At 43.3% G+C, this 17023-nt stretch carries 17 protein-coding genes; 13 read left to right on the top strand and 4 right to left on the bottom strand.

The annotated features are described in order from the left end of the window. Window positions 1–25: 25 nt before the first annotated feature. The 10 genes from V7P40_RS04185 to V7P40_RS04140 all read left to right on the top strand — a co-directional run bounded on the left by V7P40_RS04185 (window position 26) and on the right by V7P40_RS04140 (window position 10314). Window positions 26–226, top strand: coding sequence for a hypothetical protein (locus tag V7P40_RS04185; RefSeq protein WP_333784722.1), 201 nt, complete (start codon window positions 26–28; stop codon window positions 224–226). A gap of 20 nt (window positions 227–246) precedes the next feature. After that, window positions 247–1248, top strand: coding sequence for a 4Fe-4S binding protein (locus tag V7P40_RS04180; RefSeq protein ID WP_333784721.1), 1002 nt, complete (start codon window positions 247–249; stop codon window positions 1246–1248). Window positions 1249–1359: 111 nt separating this feature from the next. Beyond that, window positions 1360–1779 carry an OsmC family protein gene (locus V7P40_RS04175; protein ID WP_333784720.1) on the top strand — a complete coding sequence of 140 codons (420 nt, stop codon included), beginning with the start codon at window positions 1360–1362 and terminating at the stop codon, window positions 1777–1779. Between the two features lie 9 nt (window positions 1780–1788). Next, window positions 1789–3207 carry an acetyl-CoA carboxylase biotin carboxylase subunit gene (gene accC / locus V7P40_RS04170; protein WP_333784719.1) on the top strand — a complete coding sequence of 473 codons (1419 nt, stop codon included), beginning with the start codon at window positions 1789–1791 and terminating at the stop codon, window positions 3205–3207. 10 nt (window positions 3208–3217) lie between these two features. Then, window positions 3218–5179 (top strand): 2-oxoglutarate carboxylase large subunit, encoded by a 1962-nt coding sequence (cfiA, locus tag V7P40_RS04165; RefSeq protein WP_333784718.1) that lies wholly within the window; start codon window positions 3218–3220, stop codon window positions 5177–5179. A 177-nt stretch (window positions 5180–5356) separates the two neighbouring features. After that, complete coding sequence (locus tag V7P40_RS04160) at window positions 5357–5821, top strand: peroxiredoxin (protein ID WP_333784717.1); 465 nt, start codon at window positions 5357–5359, stop codon at window positions 5819–5821. Between the two features lie 4 nt (window positions 5822–5825). Next, window positions 5826–6758, top strand: coding sequence for a DUF523 and DUF1722 domain-containing protein (locus V7P40_RS04155; protein ID WP_333784716.1), 933 nt, complete (start codon window positions 5826–5828; stop codon window positions 6756–6758). 4 nt (window positions 6759–6762) lie between these two features. Further along, complete coding sequence (locus tag V7P40_RS04150) at window positions 6763–8454, top strand: NAD+ synthase (protein ID WP_333784715.1); 1692 nt, start codon at window positions 6763–6765, stop codon at window positions 8452–8454. Then, entirely contained in the window at window positions 8451–9515 is a 1065-nt protein-coding gene (locus tag V7P40_RS04145; protein ID WP_333784714.1) for a 4Fe-4S dicluster domain-containing protein, read from the top strand. Before V7P40_RS04150 ends, V7P40_RS04145 begins: the two co-directional genes overlap by 4 nt. Next, a complete protein-coding gene (locus V7P40_RS04140) occupies window positions 9508–10314 on the top strand; it encodes an FAD/NAD(P)-binding protein (RefSeq protein ID WP_333784713.1) in 807 nt (268 codons plus the stop codon). The genes V7P40_RS04145 and V7P40_RS04140 overlap by 8 nt, the downstream gene beginning before the upstream one ends. Here the strand turns inward: V7P40_RS04140 and V7P40_RS04135 are convergent. The 4 genes from V7P40_RS04135 to V7P40_RS04120 form a co-directional block, all read right to left on the bottom strand. Beyond that, a complete protein-coding gene (locus V7P40_RS04135) occupies window positions 10301–11551 on the bottom strand; it encodes a nickel-dependent hydrogenase large subunit (protein WP_333784712.1) in 1251 nt (416 codons plus the stop codon). The genes V7P40_RS04140 and V7P40_RS04135 overlap by 14 nt on opposite strands. Then, window positions 11548–12279, bottom strand: coding sequence for an oxidoreductase (locus tag V7P40_RS04130; RefSeq protein ID WP_333784711.1), 732 nt, complete (start codon window positions 12277–12279; stop codon window positions 11548–11550). Before V7P40_RS04130 ends, V7P40_RS04135 begins: the two co-directional genes overlap by 4 nt. Before the next feature lie 73 nt (window positions 12280–12352). Continuing rightward, the gene (locus V7P40_RS04125; RefSeq protein WP_333784710.1) at window positions 12353–12547 is read right to left on the bottom strand and encodes a hypothetical protein; all 195 of its coding nucleotides are present in this window, start codon (window positions 12545–12547) and stop codon (window positions 12353–12355) included. A gap of 324 nt (window positions 12548–12871) precedes the next feature. Next, on the bottom strand, window positions 12872–13933 hold the full coding sequence (locus tag V7P40_RS04120; RefSeq protein WP_333784709.1) for a cytochrome-c peroxidase: 1062 nt from the start codon (window positions 13931–13933) through the stop codon (window positions 12872–12874). A gap of 312 nt (window positions 13934–14245) precedes the next feature. Here V7P40_RS04120 and V7P40_RS04115 point away from each other — a divergent pair, with 312 nt between their 5' ends. From V7P40_RS04115 to V7P40_RS04105, 3 genes are read left to right on the top strand one after another with little or no spacing between them, the layout of a single operon-like run. Then, a complete protein-coding gene (locus V7P40_RS04115) occupies window positions 14246–15454 on the top strand; it encodes a transketolase C-terminal domain-containing protein (protein WP_333784708.1) in 1209 nt (402 codons plus the stop codon). Next, window positions 15444–16304, top strand: a complete 861-nt coding sequence (locus V7P40_RS04110; protein ID WP_333784707.1) for a thiamine pyrophosphate-dependent enzyme — start codon at window positions 15444–15446, stop codon at window positions 16302–16304. Before V7P40_RS04115 ends, V7P40_RS04110 begins: the two co-directional genes overlap by 11 nt. Next, window positions 16301–17014: a 2-oxoacid:acceptor oxidoreductase family protein gene (locus V7P40_RS04105; RefSeq protein ID WP_333784706.1), complete on the top strand. Its 714-nt coding sequence runs from the start codon at window positions 16301–16303 to the stop codon at window positions 17012–17014. Before V7P40_RS04110 ends, V7P40_RS04105 begins: the two co-directional genes overlap by 4 nt. The last annotated feature ends 9 nt before the right edge of the window (window positions 17015–17023 follow it).

Here is a 17023-nt window from a genome sequence, read left to right as displayed (position 1 = left end):
TAAAATAACCTAAATTTAACTGGAGGTGATAAGGTGGGTAAAAAAGGGTAGTGTTTTGGCCCTTTTGGTGCTATGTGGAGTAGCCCTTTCAAAAGGGACAGAGCCTGTATCTTTAGCATACCCGCTCTTCAAGAATAAATACATGCTTTTGTTCTACAAGTTTTTTACTACTTTCTTACTCTTCTACGCCATAGCTTACGGCAGTGGCTTTCCAACCCCTACATAGGGCTTATAGGTTCAAACATCTTGGCATACTGGTTTGTCCTTTACACATTCCCGGGATTTTTCAGACAACCCCTAAACACTGCTTTATTCTTTCTCTTCTTTACCATCCTCTCCTTTGTCTTCTTCTTCCTCTTCAACGGCATGGCTTACTGTAAATACATCTGTCCCATAGGTTCTGTTAATACCGCCTTTTCCAGAACTTCTCCGATGTGGCTTTCTACATATCAAGGGGAATGCAAAACCTGTAAAAGACCGGACTGCGCCTCGGCATGTCCTTACAAGCTAAACCCTTCAAAGTTTGATGAAAGAAATTCCATGTTTGGATGCACCATGTGCATGGAGTGTGCCCATGCTTGCGATGCGGTAAAGCTTGAGTTCAAAAGGTGGGGATACTCATTGTACGAAAAGATAAAAGAGCCAAAGATGATAGAGGTTATGGTCTATTTGTTCTTGACAGCGGTTATAACCATCACCATGAGGTTCCACCACGGGTTATCCAGAAGCGGTTTGGGTGAATACATGCCCTGGGTGGTCGGTGGAAAATACATACAGCAAGCCTTTAACCTTCCAAAGTGGGTGGATACCTCTGGACTTTTGGCAATGCTGTTGAGCTTGATTTTGGTCTTTGGCATCGTCTATCTGACCTTTGGGAAGATTGCCAAAGTGCTACAGACCAATTTATCCAACGTCTTGCTTTCACTTGGTTATGCCTTTGCCCCACTCATGATAGTTGGGGGGCTGTCCCACGTGCTGGAGCTTTTCTTCATAGAGTATTACCACCATATAGTAAATGGCTTTTCTCAGGCTTTTGGTTTGGGGGTATCCGTCGGACCACTGGCTAAGAGAGGTGAGCCATGGCTTTTGATCTTTAGAGTTTTCCCCTTCATAGCGGGCCTTTGGAGCTTGCACATACTCTGGAATAGGGTAAAAATGCTCCACACTCCAAGAAAAGGCTATGTGTTTGCCTTGGCTTCCGCCCTTCCGGTATTCTATCTACTTTTGGCTCTCCATCACCATCATTGACATGGGGGGAGGGGCGCTCCCTCCTTTTTAAAACAAAATTCTATGATTTTAAGCATCACTTTTTGGCTTATAATATTTAATTCTTACTTAAAACTCCCTTAGGAGGTTTTTATGAAGGTAAAGGTTGCCCAAAAGGAAGACTTTCACTTCGTAGGTGTGGGAGAGTCTAACAGAGAAGTGCCCATAGATGCAGCCGGTTATGTGGGTGGTAAAGGCAGAGGCATAAGACCTCCTGAGCTTTTGTTTCACTCCATAGCGGGCTGCGTGGGGATCCACCTGTACGAAGCCCTGCACAAAGAGGGCAAACACACAGAGCATATAGAGATAGAAACGGATGCGGAGAGGATCACAGAAGGCTATCCAAAGGTATTTACCAAGATCTACCTTTTTGTCAAAGTCAAAGGAGATGTTTCTGAGGAAGACGTAAAAAAAGCTTTGGACAAAACCATTTATGACCCCGGCACCTGTTCGATCGCGTACATGATAAACAAAGTTGCACCCATAGAGTATAGGATAGAGCTTATAAGGTAGGAGGTTGGCATGTTCAAAAAGGTGCTAATAGCCAACAGGGGAGAGATAGCCTGCAGGATCATAAGAGCTTGCAAAGAGCTTGGTATTCAAACGGTTGCCATATACAACGAAATAGAATCTACCGCAAGGCACGTGAAGATGGCAGACGAGGCTTACATGATAGGCGTCAATCCTCTGGATACTTATCTGAATGCAGAGAGGATAGTGGATTTGGCTTTGGAAGTTGGAGCGGAAGCTATCCATCCGGGCTATGGCTTTTTGGCAGAAAACGAGCACTTTGCAAAGCTCTGTGAAGAGAAAGGAATAACCTTCATAGGACCCCACTGGAAGGTTATAGAGCTTATGGGAGACAAGGCAAGGTCTAAGGAGGTAGCAAAAAGAACAGGCCTTCCTACCGTGCCAGGAAGCGACGGCATACTCAAGGACGAGCAGGAGGCAAAGCAGATAGCAAAGGAGATAGGCTACCCTGTTCTTCTAAAGGCTTCCGCAGGAGGTGGAGGAAGGGGTATAAGGATATGCAGGAATGAGGAAGAACTTTTGAAAAACTACGAGCTTGCTTACAATGAAGCCCAAAAAGCCTTTGGAAGGGGAGATCTACTTCTTGAAAAGTACATAGAAAACCCAAGACACATAGAGTTTCAAGTTTTGGGAGACAAATACGGAAATGTTATACATCTCGGAGAAAGGGACTGTTCCATCCAAAGAAGAAACCAAAAACTCGTGGAGATTGCACCATCCTTGCTGTTAACACCGGAGCAAAGGGAATATTACGGTTCTTTGGTGGTAAAGGCTGCAAAGGAGATCGGATATTACAGTGCGGGCACTATGGAGTTTGTGGGAGACGAAAAGGGCAATCTATACTTCATTGAGATGAACACACGGATCCAGGTGGAGCATCCTGTCACGGAGATGATTACAGGAGTGGATATAGTCAAATGGCAGATCCGTATTGCAGCAGGAGAACCTTTAAGATACAAACAGGAGGATATAAAATTCAACGGCTACTCCATAGAGTGTAGGATCAACGCAGAGGACCCAAAAAAGGGATTTGCTCCAAGCATCGGAGTTATAGAAAGATACTACGCACCTGGAGGTTTTGGCATAAGGGTGGAGCATGCAGCATCCAGAGGTTTTGAGGTAACACCTTACTACGATTCAATGATTGCCAAGCTCATAGTTTGGGCACCCCAGTGGGAAGTTGCAGTAGACAGAATGAGGGCAGCCCTTGAAACTTACGAAATCACCGGCGTAAAAACAACAATTCCACTTTTAATAAACATCATGAAAGATCCAGACTTTAGAGCTGGGCGCTTTACTACCAAATATTTAGATGAACGTCCTCACCTCTTTGATTACCCTGAGCACAGGGACAAAGAGGATTTTGTTGCTATAATAGCCTCTGCCATAGCAAACTATCACGGATTATAGGAGGTTTAACATGCAAGCAGTGGAGATTTTAGAGCAAATACAAGAAGAGCTTAAAAAGCTTGAAAAGAAAGGCTTTCGCAAGAAGATACTTATAACAGACCTTACGCCAAGGGATGGTCAGCAGTGCAAGCTTGCCACCAGAGTAAGAACGGATGACCTTTTGCCTTTGTGCGAAAAGATGGACAAGGTGGGCTTTTACGCAGTGGAAGTTTGGGGAGGTGCCACCTACGACGTGTGCTTGAGGTATTTAAAGGAAGACCCATGGGAGAGGTTAAGAAGAATAAAGGAGGTTATGCCCAATACCAAACTGCAAATGCTCTTCAGAGGTCAAAACATAGTAGGCTACAGACCAAAGTCTGATAAGCTTGTTTATAAATTCGTAGAAAGGGCCATAGCCAATGGTATAACCGTCTTTAGGGTCTTTGACGCCCTAAACGACAACAGAAACATAGAAACTGCAGTAAAAGCTATAAAAGAGCTTGGAGGAGAAGCTCACGCTGAGATCTCTTACACCAGAAGCCCCATCCATACCTATCAAAAGTGGATAGAATATGCCCTTGAGATAGCTGAGATGGGAGCAGACTGGCTCTCCTTCAAAGATGCCACCGGTATTATCATGCCCTTAGAAACTTACGCCATCATAAAGGGTATAAAAGAAGCCACGCAGGGGAAACTGCCGGTGCTTCTGCACAATCATGATATGAGCGGAACAGCCATCGTCAATCACATGATGGCAATACTTGCGGGCGTAGATATGGTGGATACTGTCCTATCCCCTTTAGCCTTTGGCTCTTCTCACCCGGCCACCGAGTCGGTAGTTGCCATGCTTGAAGGCACCCCCTTTGACACCGGCTTGGACCTAAAGCTCATAGACGAGTGCGCAGAGATCACCAAGCAGATAAGAAAGAAGTATAAGAAATACGAAACAGAGTATGCGGGCGTGAATGCCAAAGTGCTCATTCACAAGATCCCCGGTGGTATGATCTCCAACATGGTTGCACAGCTTATAGAAGCCAATGCCTTAGACAAGATAGAAGAAGCCCTAAAGGAAGTTCCAAACGTAGAAAGGGACCTTGGCTATCCACCCTTGCTTACTCCATCCTCCCAGATAGTTGGTGTTCAAGCTGTGCTTAACGTAATAAGCGGAGAGAGATACAAGGTGATCACCAAGGAGGTAAGGGATTACGTGGAGGGCAAATACGGAAGGCCACCGGGACCCATCTCCAAGGAACTGGCGGAGAAGATCCTTGGTCCTGGCAAAGAACCAGACTTTTCCACAAGGGCGGCAGACCTGGCAGACCCAGAGGACTGGGACAAGGCCTACGAAGAAACAAAGGCTTTGCTTGGAAGGGAGCCAACGGATGAAGAAGTTCTCCTTTATGCGCTCTTCCCTATGCAGGCTAAAGACTTCTTTGTAGCAAGGGAAAAGGGAGAGCTTTATCCAGAACCCATAGAGGAACTGGCGGAAACTGCAGAGGTCAAACCTGGCACAGTGCCCGGTGCTGCGCCAGTGGAGTTTGACATTATCTATCACGGAGAGAAATTCAAGGTAAAGATAGAAGGGGTAAGTGCCCATCAGGAGCCTGGAAAGCCAAGGAAGTATTACGTCAGGGTAGATGGAAGGCTTGAAGAGGTTCAGCTCACTCCGCTGGTAGAAGCTATTCCGGCAGGGGGTGTGTCTCAGGCAGTGGTTCAGGCAGAAGAGAAAGGTATTCCCAAAGCAACTCAGCCAGGAGATGCAACCGCACCCATGCCCGGAAGGGTAGTAAGAATCCTTGTGGAAGAGGGTCAGCCAGTGCAAGAGGGACAAACGGTAGCCATCGTGGAAGCTATGAAGATGGAAAACGAAATCCACGCTCCAATAACAGGAGTGGTAAAGAAAATCTTTGCAAAGCCCGGGGATAACATCACACCCGACGATGCCATTCTAAGAATAGAAGCGGTTAAAGGCGACTCTGACACTTACGGCTGAAAAGTTAGGGGGCGAAAGCCCCTTCCTATTTTTATGACCTCTATAACTATGAACCCCAATTTAATGGAAGCTATACAAGCATGGAAAAGTTAGGATACAACGGCTATCGTATGGCATTTCTCGGTAAATCTTACATTACACCCTAAAAATAAAAAGAAGGCATTATAATTAATATCTATGCTTAAAGAAGGAGACAAAGCTCCAGATTTTTGTTTGAAAGGTATAGACGAAGAAGGTAATGAAAAAGAGTTTTGCCTTAAAGACCTTTTAGACCAACCCATTATCCTTTACTTTTACCCAAAGGACAATACATCCGGATGCACCCAAGAAGCCTGCGACTTTAGGGACAACATAAACCAACTCATAAACAAAGGCTACAGGGTGGTTGGCGTAAGCCCAGATTCCATCTCTTCCCACAAAAAATTTAAGGAAAAGTACAATCTTCCTTTTCCTCTGCTGAGCGACCCAGACTGTAAGATCGCAGAGCTTTATGGCGCTTATGGTGTAAAGAAAATTTATGGAAAAGAAACAAAGGGTATAATCAGAAGCACCTTCGTCATAAATCCGGATGGAACTATCAAAAAGGCTTACTACAACGTAAAGGCAAAGGGACACGTAGAAAAGCTAATGCAAGAGCTTTAAACCTATGAAATATCCAACTCCCAAGCTTGTGGTAAGTGCATGCTTGGCAGGAGAGTTTGTAAGATACGACGGCGGGACTGTAAAAGATCCTTTTGTGGAAAAACTTCTAAGATACTGTCAGGTTATACCAGTTTGTCCTGAAGTGTCCATAGGATTGGGTGTGCCAAGAAACAAAGTTATCCTTTACTGGAAGGAAAAGGAACTAAGACTTGTTCAACCTTCTTCTGGAAAAGACCTAACAGAAGATATGCTCAGCTTTGTAGAAAGTTTTTTAAGCGGATTGGAAGAGGTGGATGGTTTTTTGCTAAAGGGCAAATCTCCCTCTTGTGGAGTGTCAAACAGCACCCTTTCTTACAAAGACCCAGAGGGAAGAACTTTCTCCCATCGCACAAAGGGACTGTTTGCAAAAAAAGTTATAGAGAGGTTTGAGGATTTGCCCGTAGAGGACGAAAAAAGGCTAAAGGACGAAAAGATAAAAAAACACTTTTTAGTTAGACTCTTTTCCATCGCAAGGCTGAGGGAGTTTATAAGCAGAGCAGAAAGTATAAGCCAGCTTATGGAGTTTCACAGAATAAACAAGTACCTTCTTATGCTTCACTCCCAGACAAAGCTAAAGGAGATGGGAAGACTTGTGGCATCCTCAAAGGGCTTTACTCAAACAATTAAAGAATACTCAAGGCTTTTTAGGCAGGCTTTAAAGAAAACTCCATCCAAAGGGCAATACATAAACACCTTCACCCACATATACGGCCATCTCTCCAGAAGGTTAAACCAAAAGGAAAAGGACCACTTTTTTACACTGCTGGAGGACTTCAGAAAAGGTCTGGTAAGTGAAAAGACTATCCTTGAACTTCTAAAAAACTGGAGTTTTAGGTTTGAAGAAGACTACCTTCAGACCCAAACGATCTTTGAACCCTGTCCAAAGGAGCTAAATTAAGACTATGGAGTTTATAAACATTTGCATAGCCCAGCTTAACTTTACAGTGGGAGACTTAGAAGGGAACGCAGAAAAAATCCTTGAGGTTTGGAGGTCTAAAGACGAAGAGGCCCATCTTGTAGTCTTTCCAGAGCTTTCCATAAGTGGCTATCCTCCTCAAGACCTTCTTTTTGATAGAGGATTTTTAAAAGAGTGCCAAAGGCAATTGGAAAGGATCGTGGAATTTTCTAAATCTCTAAACTCTACAGCGGTTTTGGGAATGCCTTACTACGATGGAGAGTTGTTTAACTCCTTGGTTCTCGTAGGAAGAGGAAAGGTCTTCGGGATATACCACAAAACCTTTTTACCAAACTACTCTGTTTTTGACGAAAAGAGGTATTTTAGAAGTGGCAGCAGGCCCCTTATGCTGTCCATAAACGGAGTTAAACTGGGTTTTTCTGTGTGCGAGGACGTATGGCATCCAGATGGATGGGAAAGATACTACGCTCTCTGCGGTGCGGAGGTTTTAATAAACATAAACGCCTCTCCATACTACGCAAACAAATACAGTTTTAAAGAAAACTTTCTAAAGGCAAGGGCTCAGGACAATTTAGCTTACGTAGTCTATGTAAATTTGGTCGGTGCTCAAGATGAGCTGGTTTTTGACGGAAGGAGTTTGATAATAGACCCAGAGGGAAAAGTAATATACAGAGCTAAAGCTTTTGAGGAAAGCGTAAAGACTGTCAGCTTGCCCCTTTCAAAGGTAAGAGCAAAAAGACTGATGGACCTTAGGCTGAGGGAGAGGCCGACTGAATGTCCTTCTGTTGAAAACATTTTAGACCAAAGAAGGTTGGAGTATTTTCAAGCTACTTTAGAACCAAGTCCGCAGGGAGAGGAAGAAATATACAACGCGCTACTTCTGGGTCTGAAGGATTACTTTTACAAAAACTCTTTTAAAAAAGCTGTCCTTGGGCTATCTGGTGGAATAGACTCTGCCCTTGTGGCTTGTCTTGCAGCAGATGCCCTCGGCAAGGAAAAGGTGGTGGGTGTGTTTATGCCTTCTCAATACACTTCAGAAGAGAGCAAAAGGTACGTGTTGGAGCTTTCAAAGAACTTAGGTATTGAACTTCTTACTTATCCGATAGATCCCATCTTTGAGTCCTACAAAGATAGCCTTGGAAGTAAAGAGCTAACGGTGGCCGAAGAAAACCTTCAGGCACGCATAAGGGCAAACATACTTTTTTACCTTTCCAACAAACACGGCTGGCTTGTGCTATCCACTTCCAACAAAAGCGAATCTGCTGTGGGATACACAACCATATACGGAGACATGGCAGGAGGCTTTGCTCCCATAAAGGACGTGTATAAGACCTTGGTTTATAAACTGGCAAAGTACAGAAACTCAATAAAGCCAGACATTCCAGAGGGACTATTTACCAGACCACCCACTGCAGAACTAAGGCCAAATCAAACAGATCAAGACACCTTGCCACCCTATGCGGTGCTTGACAGAATTTTGGAGCTTTACATAGAAGAGGGCTACACTTTTGAGGAAATCGTCAAAGAAGGCTTTGATAAAGAGCTTGTAAGAAAGGTTCTTGAAATGCTAAGAAAGGCAGAATACAAGAGAAAACAGGCGCCCATCGGGACTAAAATATCAAAAAGAGCCTTTGGATCAGATTGGCGCATGCCTTTGATAAACTTTTGGAGAGGATGAGAAGGTTTTTCCTAAGAAAAGAACAGATAAAGGATCTGGCAAAAAAAGTAGGAGAAACTTACAGATTAATATACCCTACGCTAAAAGATGGTGTAATAACTTATGTGGAGTGGAAGGGTGAGGAACTGGCTTTTCCTGAAAAGGTAAAGGAATATCAATCGCCAGGCTTTTATAGAATTTACTCGGGGGAGGAGGGCATCTTAAACGGATGGACCCACGGTATGAATTCACCTAAGGAGTTTTTACATCCTAAAAATCTCACCTTTCTCAGAATCTCAAAGGACCTTGAGCAGGAACTTCCAGAGCTTAAGGGCGGTTTTGCCTTCTTTGGTATAAGAAACTGCGACCTTACTGCGGTTAAGGTGTTGGACAGAGTTTTTAAGGATGATGTCTTTTACAACAAATTGAGGGAGGGCAATCTATTCATAGTGGCAAACTGTGTTAAACCTTCGGACACTTGCTTTTGCACGTCTGTAGGAGGCTCTCCCTTTAGTGCAGAAGGCTTTGACCTGGCTATAACCGAGTTAAAAGATGGCTTTTTAATTTCTGTGGGAAGTCCCAAAGGGCAGGAAATTCTGGATGGTTTAAGCCTTTTGGAGGCTACCCGGGAGCAATTGGAAGAAGAAAAAGCTCTAAAACAAAGAGCGGTTGAGTCTATGAAGAAGGCTTTCTCCTTTGAAAATCTCCCCGAAAGGCTTTTAAAAAGGGTGGATGATACATGCTGGGAAGCCATGGAGAAAAGGTGCCTTGCCTGTGGAAGTTGCACGATGGTCTGCCCTACGTGCTTTTGTTATGAGGTAAAGGATGAGTTCTTATCAGGGGGAGAGTTTGAAAGGATCAGAGAGTGGGATTCCTGTTTCAGGCTTGGCTTCTCCGAAACGCACCATATCCCAATAAGAAAAAGCATAGCCTCCAGATACAGACATTGGCTTCTTCACAAATTCTCCTACTGGTTTTATCAGTTTTCCACTTTGGGCTGTGTAGGTTGTGGAAGGTGTATCACTTGGTGTCCAGTTGGGATTGATGTAAGGGAAGAGGTAAGGAGGGTCTTGAATGCATAATTACTTTTCCCTTCTAAAAGCCAGAGTAGAGAGGGTTATTCAAGAAAACGAGAATACTAAAAGATTTCTTTTGAGCGTGGATGGGTTTCCAGACTTTAAGCCGGGGCAATTCAACATGCTTTATGCCTTTGGTTTGGGAGAGGCACCTATATCCATAAGTTCCATTAGAAAGGATCTTTTAGAGCATACTGTAAGGGCCGCAGGGGATGTAACTAATTGGCTCTTTAACTTAAAAGAAGGAGACTGTTTGGGTTTGAGAGGACCCTACGGTTCCCACTTTCCTGTAGAAGACTGTAAAGGAAAAGACATCGTCCTTTTAGGTGGAGGATTGGGGCTTGCGGACATAAAGCCCGTCGTTGAATACATAATAGCCCACAAGGAAAACTACGGAAGAGTTTATTTACTTATGGGCTTTAAGAATCCTAAGGGGATCTTATATAAAGAAGAACAAAAGGAATGGGCAAAGTATATAGATACGCTTTTGGTAGTCGGGGAAGCTTCTGAAGGTTGGACAGGAAGAGTGGGACTTATAACTGACCTTATACACGAGGTAGAGATCAAGCCAGAACACACGGTAGCTATGATGTGTGGTCCAGAGGGTATGATGATAGCTTGTTCGGACATCCTTTCAAGTCTTGGAGTTAAAAAAGAGAACATCTATCTTTCCTTAGAAAGGCACATGAAGTGTGCAGTGGGCACCTGTGGGCACTGTCAGTTAGGATGGGCTTTTGTTTGCAGGGATGGACCCATATTCCCTTACTCTGTGTTGGAGAGGCTATTAAAGACTAAGGAACTCTAACCAACTTCAAAAAGTGTGAAGCACAGGATATGCAAGGATCGTGATTTCTGATGATCTTTTCCGCTAAAGCCAAAACCTCTTGGTTGAAAACCTTCAGCCCCGCTTTTAAATCCTCTTCCATTGCAAACTGATTTTGAGAGGTAGGAGGCACTATCTTTGCAAGCTCTACTTTCCCTTCCCTGTTTATTCTATACCTATGAAAGAGTATACCTCTCGGTGCTTCTGTTATACCCACACCTTCTCCTTCTTTAAGCTCGTAATCAACATATGGCTCACCACCTTCGTATTTTTCCAGCAGTCTTTTAGCCTCTCTCAGGGCATACAACGTCTCAACTGCTCTTGCTATTATGCTTTTGAAAGGATTTTTTATAGGCAAAATGCCCTCCACCTTTTCTCTTATATCTTTTGGAAGGGTTCTGTAGTTATTATTTAGCCTTGCCACAGCACCCACTAAATAGTGCCTTCCATCTTTTAGCTTTGAATACATTGCGGTAGATGTAGGTTTTTGAAACTCCTCAAAGTATTCTTCGTAGTTCTCCTTTTCTATTTGCGAACCGTCCGAAAGGACGATCTTACCTTCCGTTATTGGATAATCCTCCCATCCTCCCAAAGAGACAAAAAGATAGTCCCTTTCAAAGTCCGGAAAGTCAAGGTGCAATGTGAAATCCAAAAACTCCTCCGCAAGGACAGTAGCTTCCTCTATAAGCTTTAAAACATCTTCCAACTTTTTCCAGCTTGGCAAACTGTAAAAGCCACCAACCCTTATGTTTATGGGGTGTATGTGCCTACCTCCGATCAGTTCTATTATTCTGTTTCCCGCTTCTTTTATCCTTAGGCCCATGTTTAAAAAGTCTTGTCTTTCCTTTGCCAGAGCAAGGGCGCTTGGTAGGTTAAAGTAGTCCGGAAGATGCAGTAAAAACATGTGGGCAGAATGGCTTGAAATCCATTCACCACAATACAAAGCCCTTCTTAGGTTTCTTATATGCTCTGGGACTTGAAGGTTCAGTATCTTTTCAAAGGCTTCAACTGCGCTCATTTGATAGGCAACGGGACAGAGGCCACAGATTCTTGGAACAATGTCCAACACTTGATCCATTCCTTTTCCTTTCAGTAACCACTCAAAAAACCTGGGTGCCTCGTAGATCTCAAGCCAAAGGTCTTCTATCCTTCCTTCTGTTTCTTTAACCACTATCTTTCCCAGTCCTTCTACCCTTGATATAGGATTTATCTCCTTCATTGGATGACCTCTCTTATGGGCTCTGCATAGGCGTTTTCGTTTTCAAAGATCTCCCTTGAATAGAGTCCCTGTCCCTTTAGCCAGCTCACAAAAGCCTTTACGTTTGCTCCTTCGCACGGACCAAAACAGCCATAACAACCTCTGCCTACGGAAGGGCACAATGCTCCACAACCTGCATTGGTTATAGGACCAAGGCACACCAAACCCTTTAGATCCGTAACACACGCATACCCAAGCCTTTTGCACTGCATGCAGAGAGGATAATTAGGCACCGCTGGGCGTCTATTGTGTTTGATGGCATTTATAAAATCCTGTAGAACCTGCGCATTTATAGGACAGCCGGGTATTTCGTAATCAACTTTGACTACTTCCTTTATAGGCAAACTCTTTTCGCTAACCTTAAGCCAATTGGGTTCAGGGTAAACTCTTAGCACATTCTCAAAATCTCCAAAATTTCTAAGAGCCTGAATGCCACCGGAAACCGCACAAGCTCCTATGGCTACAAGTAATTTTGATTTTTCCCTGATTTCATAAAGCTTTTCCCTCTCTTCCTCTGTTGACACAGATCCCTCCACAAAGGCTATATCTACATCTTCAAACACAGAATCACTTTTTCCCAACTGCCAATAGACTACTTCAAAAGGCATATCCACCTCAAAAAATACAGCCTGACAACCATCGCAAGAAGACAGTTTGAAAATCCCAACGCTTAGCTTTCTGTCACCCATTTTATAATATTAACTGAGCACATAGCTTTTTCTGAAACCGCTATAGCCAACTGAGTTTGGGATAAAGTGGTCTTTAGCTTTCTTTTTTGATGTAGCGCCCGCTGTAGATAAACCAAAGCAGAATACCCCCTACTGGGAAGAGATACACCAACAGAAGCCAGAATATCCTCGCGCAGTTATCTTCAAACTTGGCACCTGCAATACGAACTATTATCCAGACAAAAACCACAAGGTAAATCAGTATTAACCATCCAAAGATCGCTTCCATTTTATTACTCCCTCTTGCTGGATGTAGGATATTATACCATGCTTGCTCTTATTCTTTGTGCTTTCGGGCTTATTCAAAAACCCTCCCCATTCCACGCCTTGCTTGCTAAGTTAGGTTTCAGTCCCCTATAGGCACGTAAGAAACTAGAAAAGGATGTAATTCTTGAATGTGTTTCTAATGCTAAAGGAGATAAAATTGGAAAAATAAAAGTGAGAGGAGTTCCCTTATCTAAATTAATAGGGTGGAGCGATAGAGCTATTAGAGGAAAAGATTATTTTATAAAGTGATTTTATAGGGGGTCTCAAAGCCCCCCAGCCAACAAGATTACTGTATTTGTGGTTTTGGTGTTTTTGGCGATGATGGTGGTAGTACTGGAACTTTTAAAGCATCTTTTGGTATCTCTCCCGTTAAAGAATCTAAAAATGCAACAATTTTATCCACTTCTTCATCTGTTAAGTTAATCCCAAGTTGTGTTTCTCCCATAATTTTAACAGCTTCTTTTAAATCCCAAACTTTTCCATCGTGGAAGTATGGATATGTTCTTGTAATATTTCTTAAAGATGGAACTTTATAAACATATTTATCTGCTTCATTTTTCGTAACGTTATATCTTCCCAAATCGTTAGGATCTTGATATGGGTATGGTTTTACAATTCCAAATTTTTGGAACATATTTCCACCTACTGCAACACCATTATGACAAGATACACATCCTTTTTCTATAAAAAGTTTTAAACCTTCTTTCTCTTTGTATGTCAATGCTTTTGTGTTTCCTTTTAAAAATTCATCAAATCTTGATGGAGTAACCAATGTTCTTTCAAAAGCAGCAATAGCTTTAACTACGTTATCATAGTTTACAGGGTTTGGATCGTTGGGGAAAGCTTTTTTAAATTCTGCAACATAAGCATCAATAGTTTTCAATCTTTCTATCACCAATTCTGGATTTGGCATTGCCATCTCAACAGATGCTAAAATAGGTCCTTTTGCTTGTTCTTCCAAATCTTTTGCTCTACCATCCCAAAACTGTGCAATATGAAATCCTGCATTTAATACCGTTGGAGCATTTTTTCCACCAGTTTGAAATTTATGTCCAAGGGATGTTTCAACACCATCTACACCGTACATTGCCAAATTATGGCACGTATTACAACTAATCACACCGCTTAAAGATAATCTTGGATCGTAGTAAAGTTTTTTCCCAAGCTCTACTTTTTCTTTTGTTGTTGGATTACCTGATGGTGCCGGTATTTCTTTTGGTAAAGGTTGGAAATATTTTTTTGCTTGGTTAAGTAGATCTTTGTCGTTGATCTTTTGTCCTCCAACAGAGTAGGTAGTAAAACCAACAACTACAGCAGATACTAATCCAGCTAACGCCAATTTTTTCATCGCAGCACCTCCTTAATAGTAATTTTACCAAAAATAATTATAATATCTTCTATTTTTTTGTCAAGTTTTTGTATAGGTCACACTGAGAGTATGAATTGGCGTTTCAATCCCCTATAGGCACGTAAGAAACCCAACCCCTTTACATATTCAATTGCCAAGCTAAAAACATTGGGAGACAAAGCCCCCAACAAACGCCCCATTGAGGTCGACAATTTAAGGAATGTCAAATAACTAGATTAACTGAGTAAAATCATAATACAGATTTGCTTTTACAATACATTTAACTTAAATTTTTACCCAAGGAGGTGTCAGATGATTCAAACGCAAGCAGAGAAGGTTATATACAACAGAGCTGGCCAAAGGGTGGTTTCACCCGATTATCTACTCTTTGAAGCTCCAAGAACCAAGCATTTTATGACAGGTTCAGAGGCGGTCAAGGAAGCGGTTAAAAGGGCTTCAGTAGATGCGTCCGTATCCTATCCCATCACCCCCCAATCGGAGGCAGCACACCTTATAGGCGAGCTCTGGGTGGAAGGCTACGTTGGTGTTTACTTTAGAGGAGAGTCTGAGTTTGGTGTCATGTCTGAGTTGGCAGGATGTGCAATGGCTGGAGCAAGATGCATAACCACTACCTCTGGTCCCGGAACGCTCAGGGCTATGGAGAACTTCCCCATGTGGGCTGGGACAAGGATACCTGTCCAGCTGGTGCTTATGGCAAGAGGTATAAACTCGCCCCTTTCTATACAGCCTGATAACTTAGAAGTTTCGTTCCTCTTAGATACGGGATGTATGATATGGTATGCGGAAAATGCCCAAGACCTCTTCGACATGATCCTGGCTGGTTTTGTGGTGGCGGAACAACCGGAAGTTCATGTACCTGTAATAACCGTGGTGGATGGCTTTTTTGTGTCCCATACCAGAGAAGCCATAATGCTTCCTCCAGATGATATAGCCTTGCCACCATACAATCCATACAAGGCTCCAATGCCAGTGATAGACGCGGAAGTTCCACCGGGAAGATTTTTAAGAGATCCCTTTGTGATGAAATCAAACTACATTTCTTATGCAACCCATGCCAGCTGGCAGTGGGAAGTAAGGGCTGCTATAGAAAGGTCAAGACCCTATGCTAAGCATTACCTAAGGGGGCTGATTGAAGAATTTGGAGATCCAGAAGCGGAAATCGTCTTTGTTGCCTGTGGAACAGCTGCGGCACAGTCAAAGGAGGCGGTAAGACTTCTTGAAGACGAAGGAATAAAGGCAAAGGTGGTAAAGCTAAAGACCATAAGACCTTTTCCAATACAAGAGCTAATAGAGGCAACAAAGAACGCAAAAATTATCTTTGTTCCAGAGTTCAACGTTGTAGGTTGGCTGGAAAGGGAAGTAAGAAGATACTTATACAAACAATCTGAGGCAGACATCATAGGCACTCCAAGAGTTGCTGGTGGTATGACCATGCCCCCAGAGGTAATAGTAAAAGAAGTTTTAAAAACTCTAGGAAAGGAGGTTAAGTATGTCATATAAGATATACGATATCAACGAAGATTTAAAGGAGTTTATGCCAAAGGAAATTATAGACCTCGAAGAGAGGGCTACATGGGGCAATCCAAAAAGGGGTGTGATGGATCTTCCTTACGCAAAAGAGCTCATAGAGGAGCATTCCCTTTGCGCTGGATGCCCTGAGTCCATGGCTCTTAGATACATACTGGCATCTTTGCCCAACCCGGAGGACACTATTATAGTAAATTCCACCGGATGCACTTCTTTGGTTTTCCCTCACATAGCTTTGCATACTGTTCACTCTCTCTTTGGTAATCAAAATGCAGTAGCTTCTGGTATAAAGAGGGTGCTTGAGTGGAGGTTTCCAGACAAGGTCAAAGACGTGGTGGTCCTTGCAGGGGATGGGGCTACCATAGACATAGGCTTGGACTGCACCCTTCAATCCTTCTTCAGACAGGAAAAGATAACCACCATATGCTTTGACAACGAAGTATATGCAAACACCGGAGGTCAGGAAAGCGGTTCTACGGTAAAGGGACACGTCTTTAAGATGGCTCCAAAGGGCAAACAGTGGGACAAAGTCCCCATGTGGCAGTTGGCTATTGATTCGGGGTGCCATTATGTAGCAAAGCTAACGGTTTCTTCTCCAAAACGGGTAGAGCAGGTTATAAAGAAGGCAATCTACGTGGCAAGGGAAGTGGGACCAACCTACGTACATCTTTACACTCCTTGCATACTTGAGATAGGACTAAACTCTGACGATGGATTGGAAGAGATGAGGGCAAGGGATAAGGAGAGATTCTCCTTCTTTGAATACGCCACTCCTCAAGCAGAGGAGGTTATAAACCGCAAGAAAGAGGAGGGTTTGATATGACAAGAAGAAGGGTTAATATAAGAATGCCAGCGCTCGGCGGACAGGGTGCGGTTACCGCCGCCCACATAATAGCAACCGCAGCGGACTACGAAGGATACTATGCAGTTTCCAATCCATTCTTTGGTGCGGAGAAGAGGATGGCGCCTGCAGAAAGCTACGCTCGTATTGGCATAGAGCCCATATTTGACAGAGGAGAGGTGGTTTATCCGGATGTTATTATGGTCTTCCACCCTCAAGTTATCACCATGGGCAAATCCTACACAATGCCCTTTTACTCTGGAATAAAGAAGAATGGCCTGATAATAATAAACTCAGAAGAGGACCTGCTTACAGAAGAAGATAAGGAGTTTTTGGAAAGTTTAAACGTAAAAGTTTTTAACTTCAACGCCACCAAGTTCGCCATAGATATAGCTGGCACAGAGCTTTCCACAAACATGGCAATGATTGGAGCGCTCTTCGGCTCCATAGGCGGAGTGGGTTTAGAAGCTATAGAGGAAGGTATAAAATCTAGGTTCCTAAAGAAGTTTGTGGCCTCTGGAGGAACGGCATCCTTGGACTCTGCTTTGGAAAGAAAGTTCAAGAAAAAGCTGGAGCTAATCCAGAAAAACTTAGACACCGCAAGGGAAGCTTACGAGCTTGCAAAGAGGTGGGCTCAAGAACAAGGGCTTGAGCCTTTCTTACCACCGCCTCCAAAGAAGGTCACTGTCTAAAAATTTGGG

The organism is Thermocrinis sp., assembly GCF_036781485.1.
Lineage (GTDB): Bacteria > Aquificota > Aquificia > Aquificales > Aquificaceae > Thermocrinis.
The sequence above is the reverse complement of the archived record's forward strand: the minus strand, read 5'-3'. Positions and strand labels throughout refer to the sequence as shown.

What these genes read in the sequence shown, in the direction of transcription:
- V7P40_RS04150 (WP_333784715.1), top strand. Translation starts at nt 6,763, where the DNA reads ATGGAGTTTATAAACATTTGCATAGCCCAGCTTAACTTTACAGTGGGA.
- V7P40_RS04135 (WP_333784712.1), bottom strand. Translation starts at nt 11,551, where the DNA reads ATGAAGGAGATAAATCCTATATCAAGGGTAGAAGGACTGGGAAAGATA.
- cfiA (WP_333784718.1), top strand. Translation starts at nt 3,218, where the DNA reads ATGCAAGCAGTGGAGATTTTAGAGCAAATACAAGAAGAGCTTAAAAAG.
- V7P40_RS04145 (WP_333784714.1), top strand. Translation starts at nt 8,451, where the DNA reads ATGAGAAGGTTTTTCCTAAGAAAAGAACAGATAAAGGATCTGGCAAAA.
- V7P40_RS04115 (WP_333784708.1), top strand. Translation starts at nt 14,246, where the DNA reads ATGATTCAAACGCAAGCAGAGAAGGTTATATACAACAGAGCTGGCCAA.
- V7P40_RS04125 (WP_333784710.1), bottom strand. Translation starts at nt 12,547, where the DNA reads ATGGAAGCGATCTTTGGATGGTTAATACTGATTTACCTTGTGGTTTTT.
- V7P40_RS04130 (WP_333784711.1), bottom strand. Translation starts at nt 12,279, where the DNA reads ATGGGTGACAGAAAGCTAAGCGTTGGGATTTTCAAACTGTCTTCTTGC.
- V7P40_RS04175 (WP_333784720.1), top strand. Translation starts at nt 1,360, where the DNA reads ATGAAGGTAAAGGTTGCCCAAAAGGAAGACTTTCACTTCGTAGGTGTG.
- V7P40_RS04160 (WP_333784717.1), top strand. Translation starts at nt 5,357, where the DNA reads ATGCTTAAAGAAGGAGACAAAGCTCCAGATTTTTGTTTGAAAGGTATA.
- accC (WP_333784719.1), top strand. Translation starts at nt 1,789, where the DNA reads ATGTTCAAAAAGGTGCTAATAGCCAACAGGGGAGAGATAGCCTGCAGG.
- V7P40_RS04110 (WP_333784707.1), top strand. Translation starts at nt 15,444, where the DNA reads ATGTCATATAAGATATACGATATCAACGAAGATTTAAAGGAGTTTATG.
- V7P40_RS04140 (WP_333784713.1), top strand. Translation starts at nt 9,508, where the DNA reads ATGCATAATTACTTTTCCCTTCTAAAAGCCAGAGTAGAGAGGGTTATT.
- V7P40_RS04120 (WP_333784709.1), bottom strand. Translation starts at nt 13,933, where the DNA reads ATGAAAAAATTGGCGTTAGCTGGATTAGTATCTGCTGTAGTTGTTGGT.
- V7P40_RS04105 (WP_333784706.1), top strand. Translation starts at nt 16,301, where the DNA reads ATGACAAGAAGAAGGGTTAATATAAGAATGCCAGCGCTCGGCGGACAG.
- V7P40_RS04155 (WP_333784716.1), top strand. Translation starts at nt 5,826, where the DNA reads ATGAAATATCCAACTCCCAAGCTTGTGGTAAGTGCATGCTTGGCAGGA.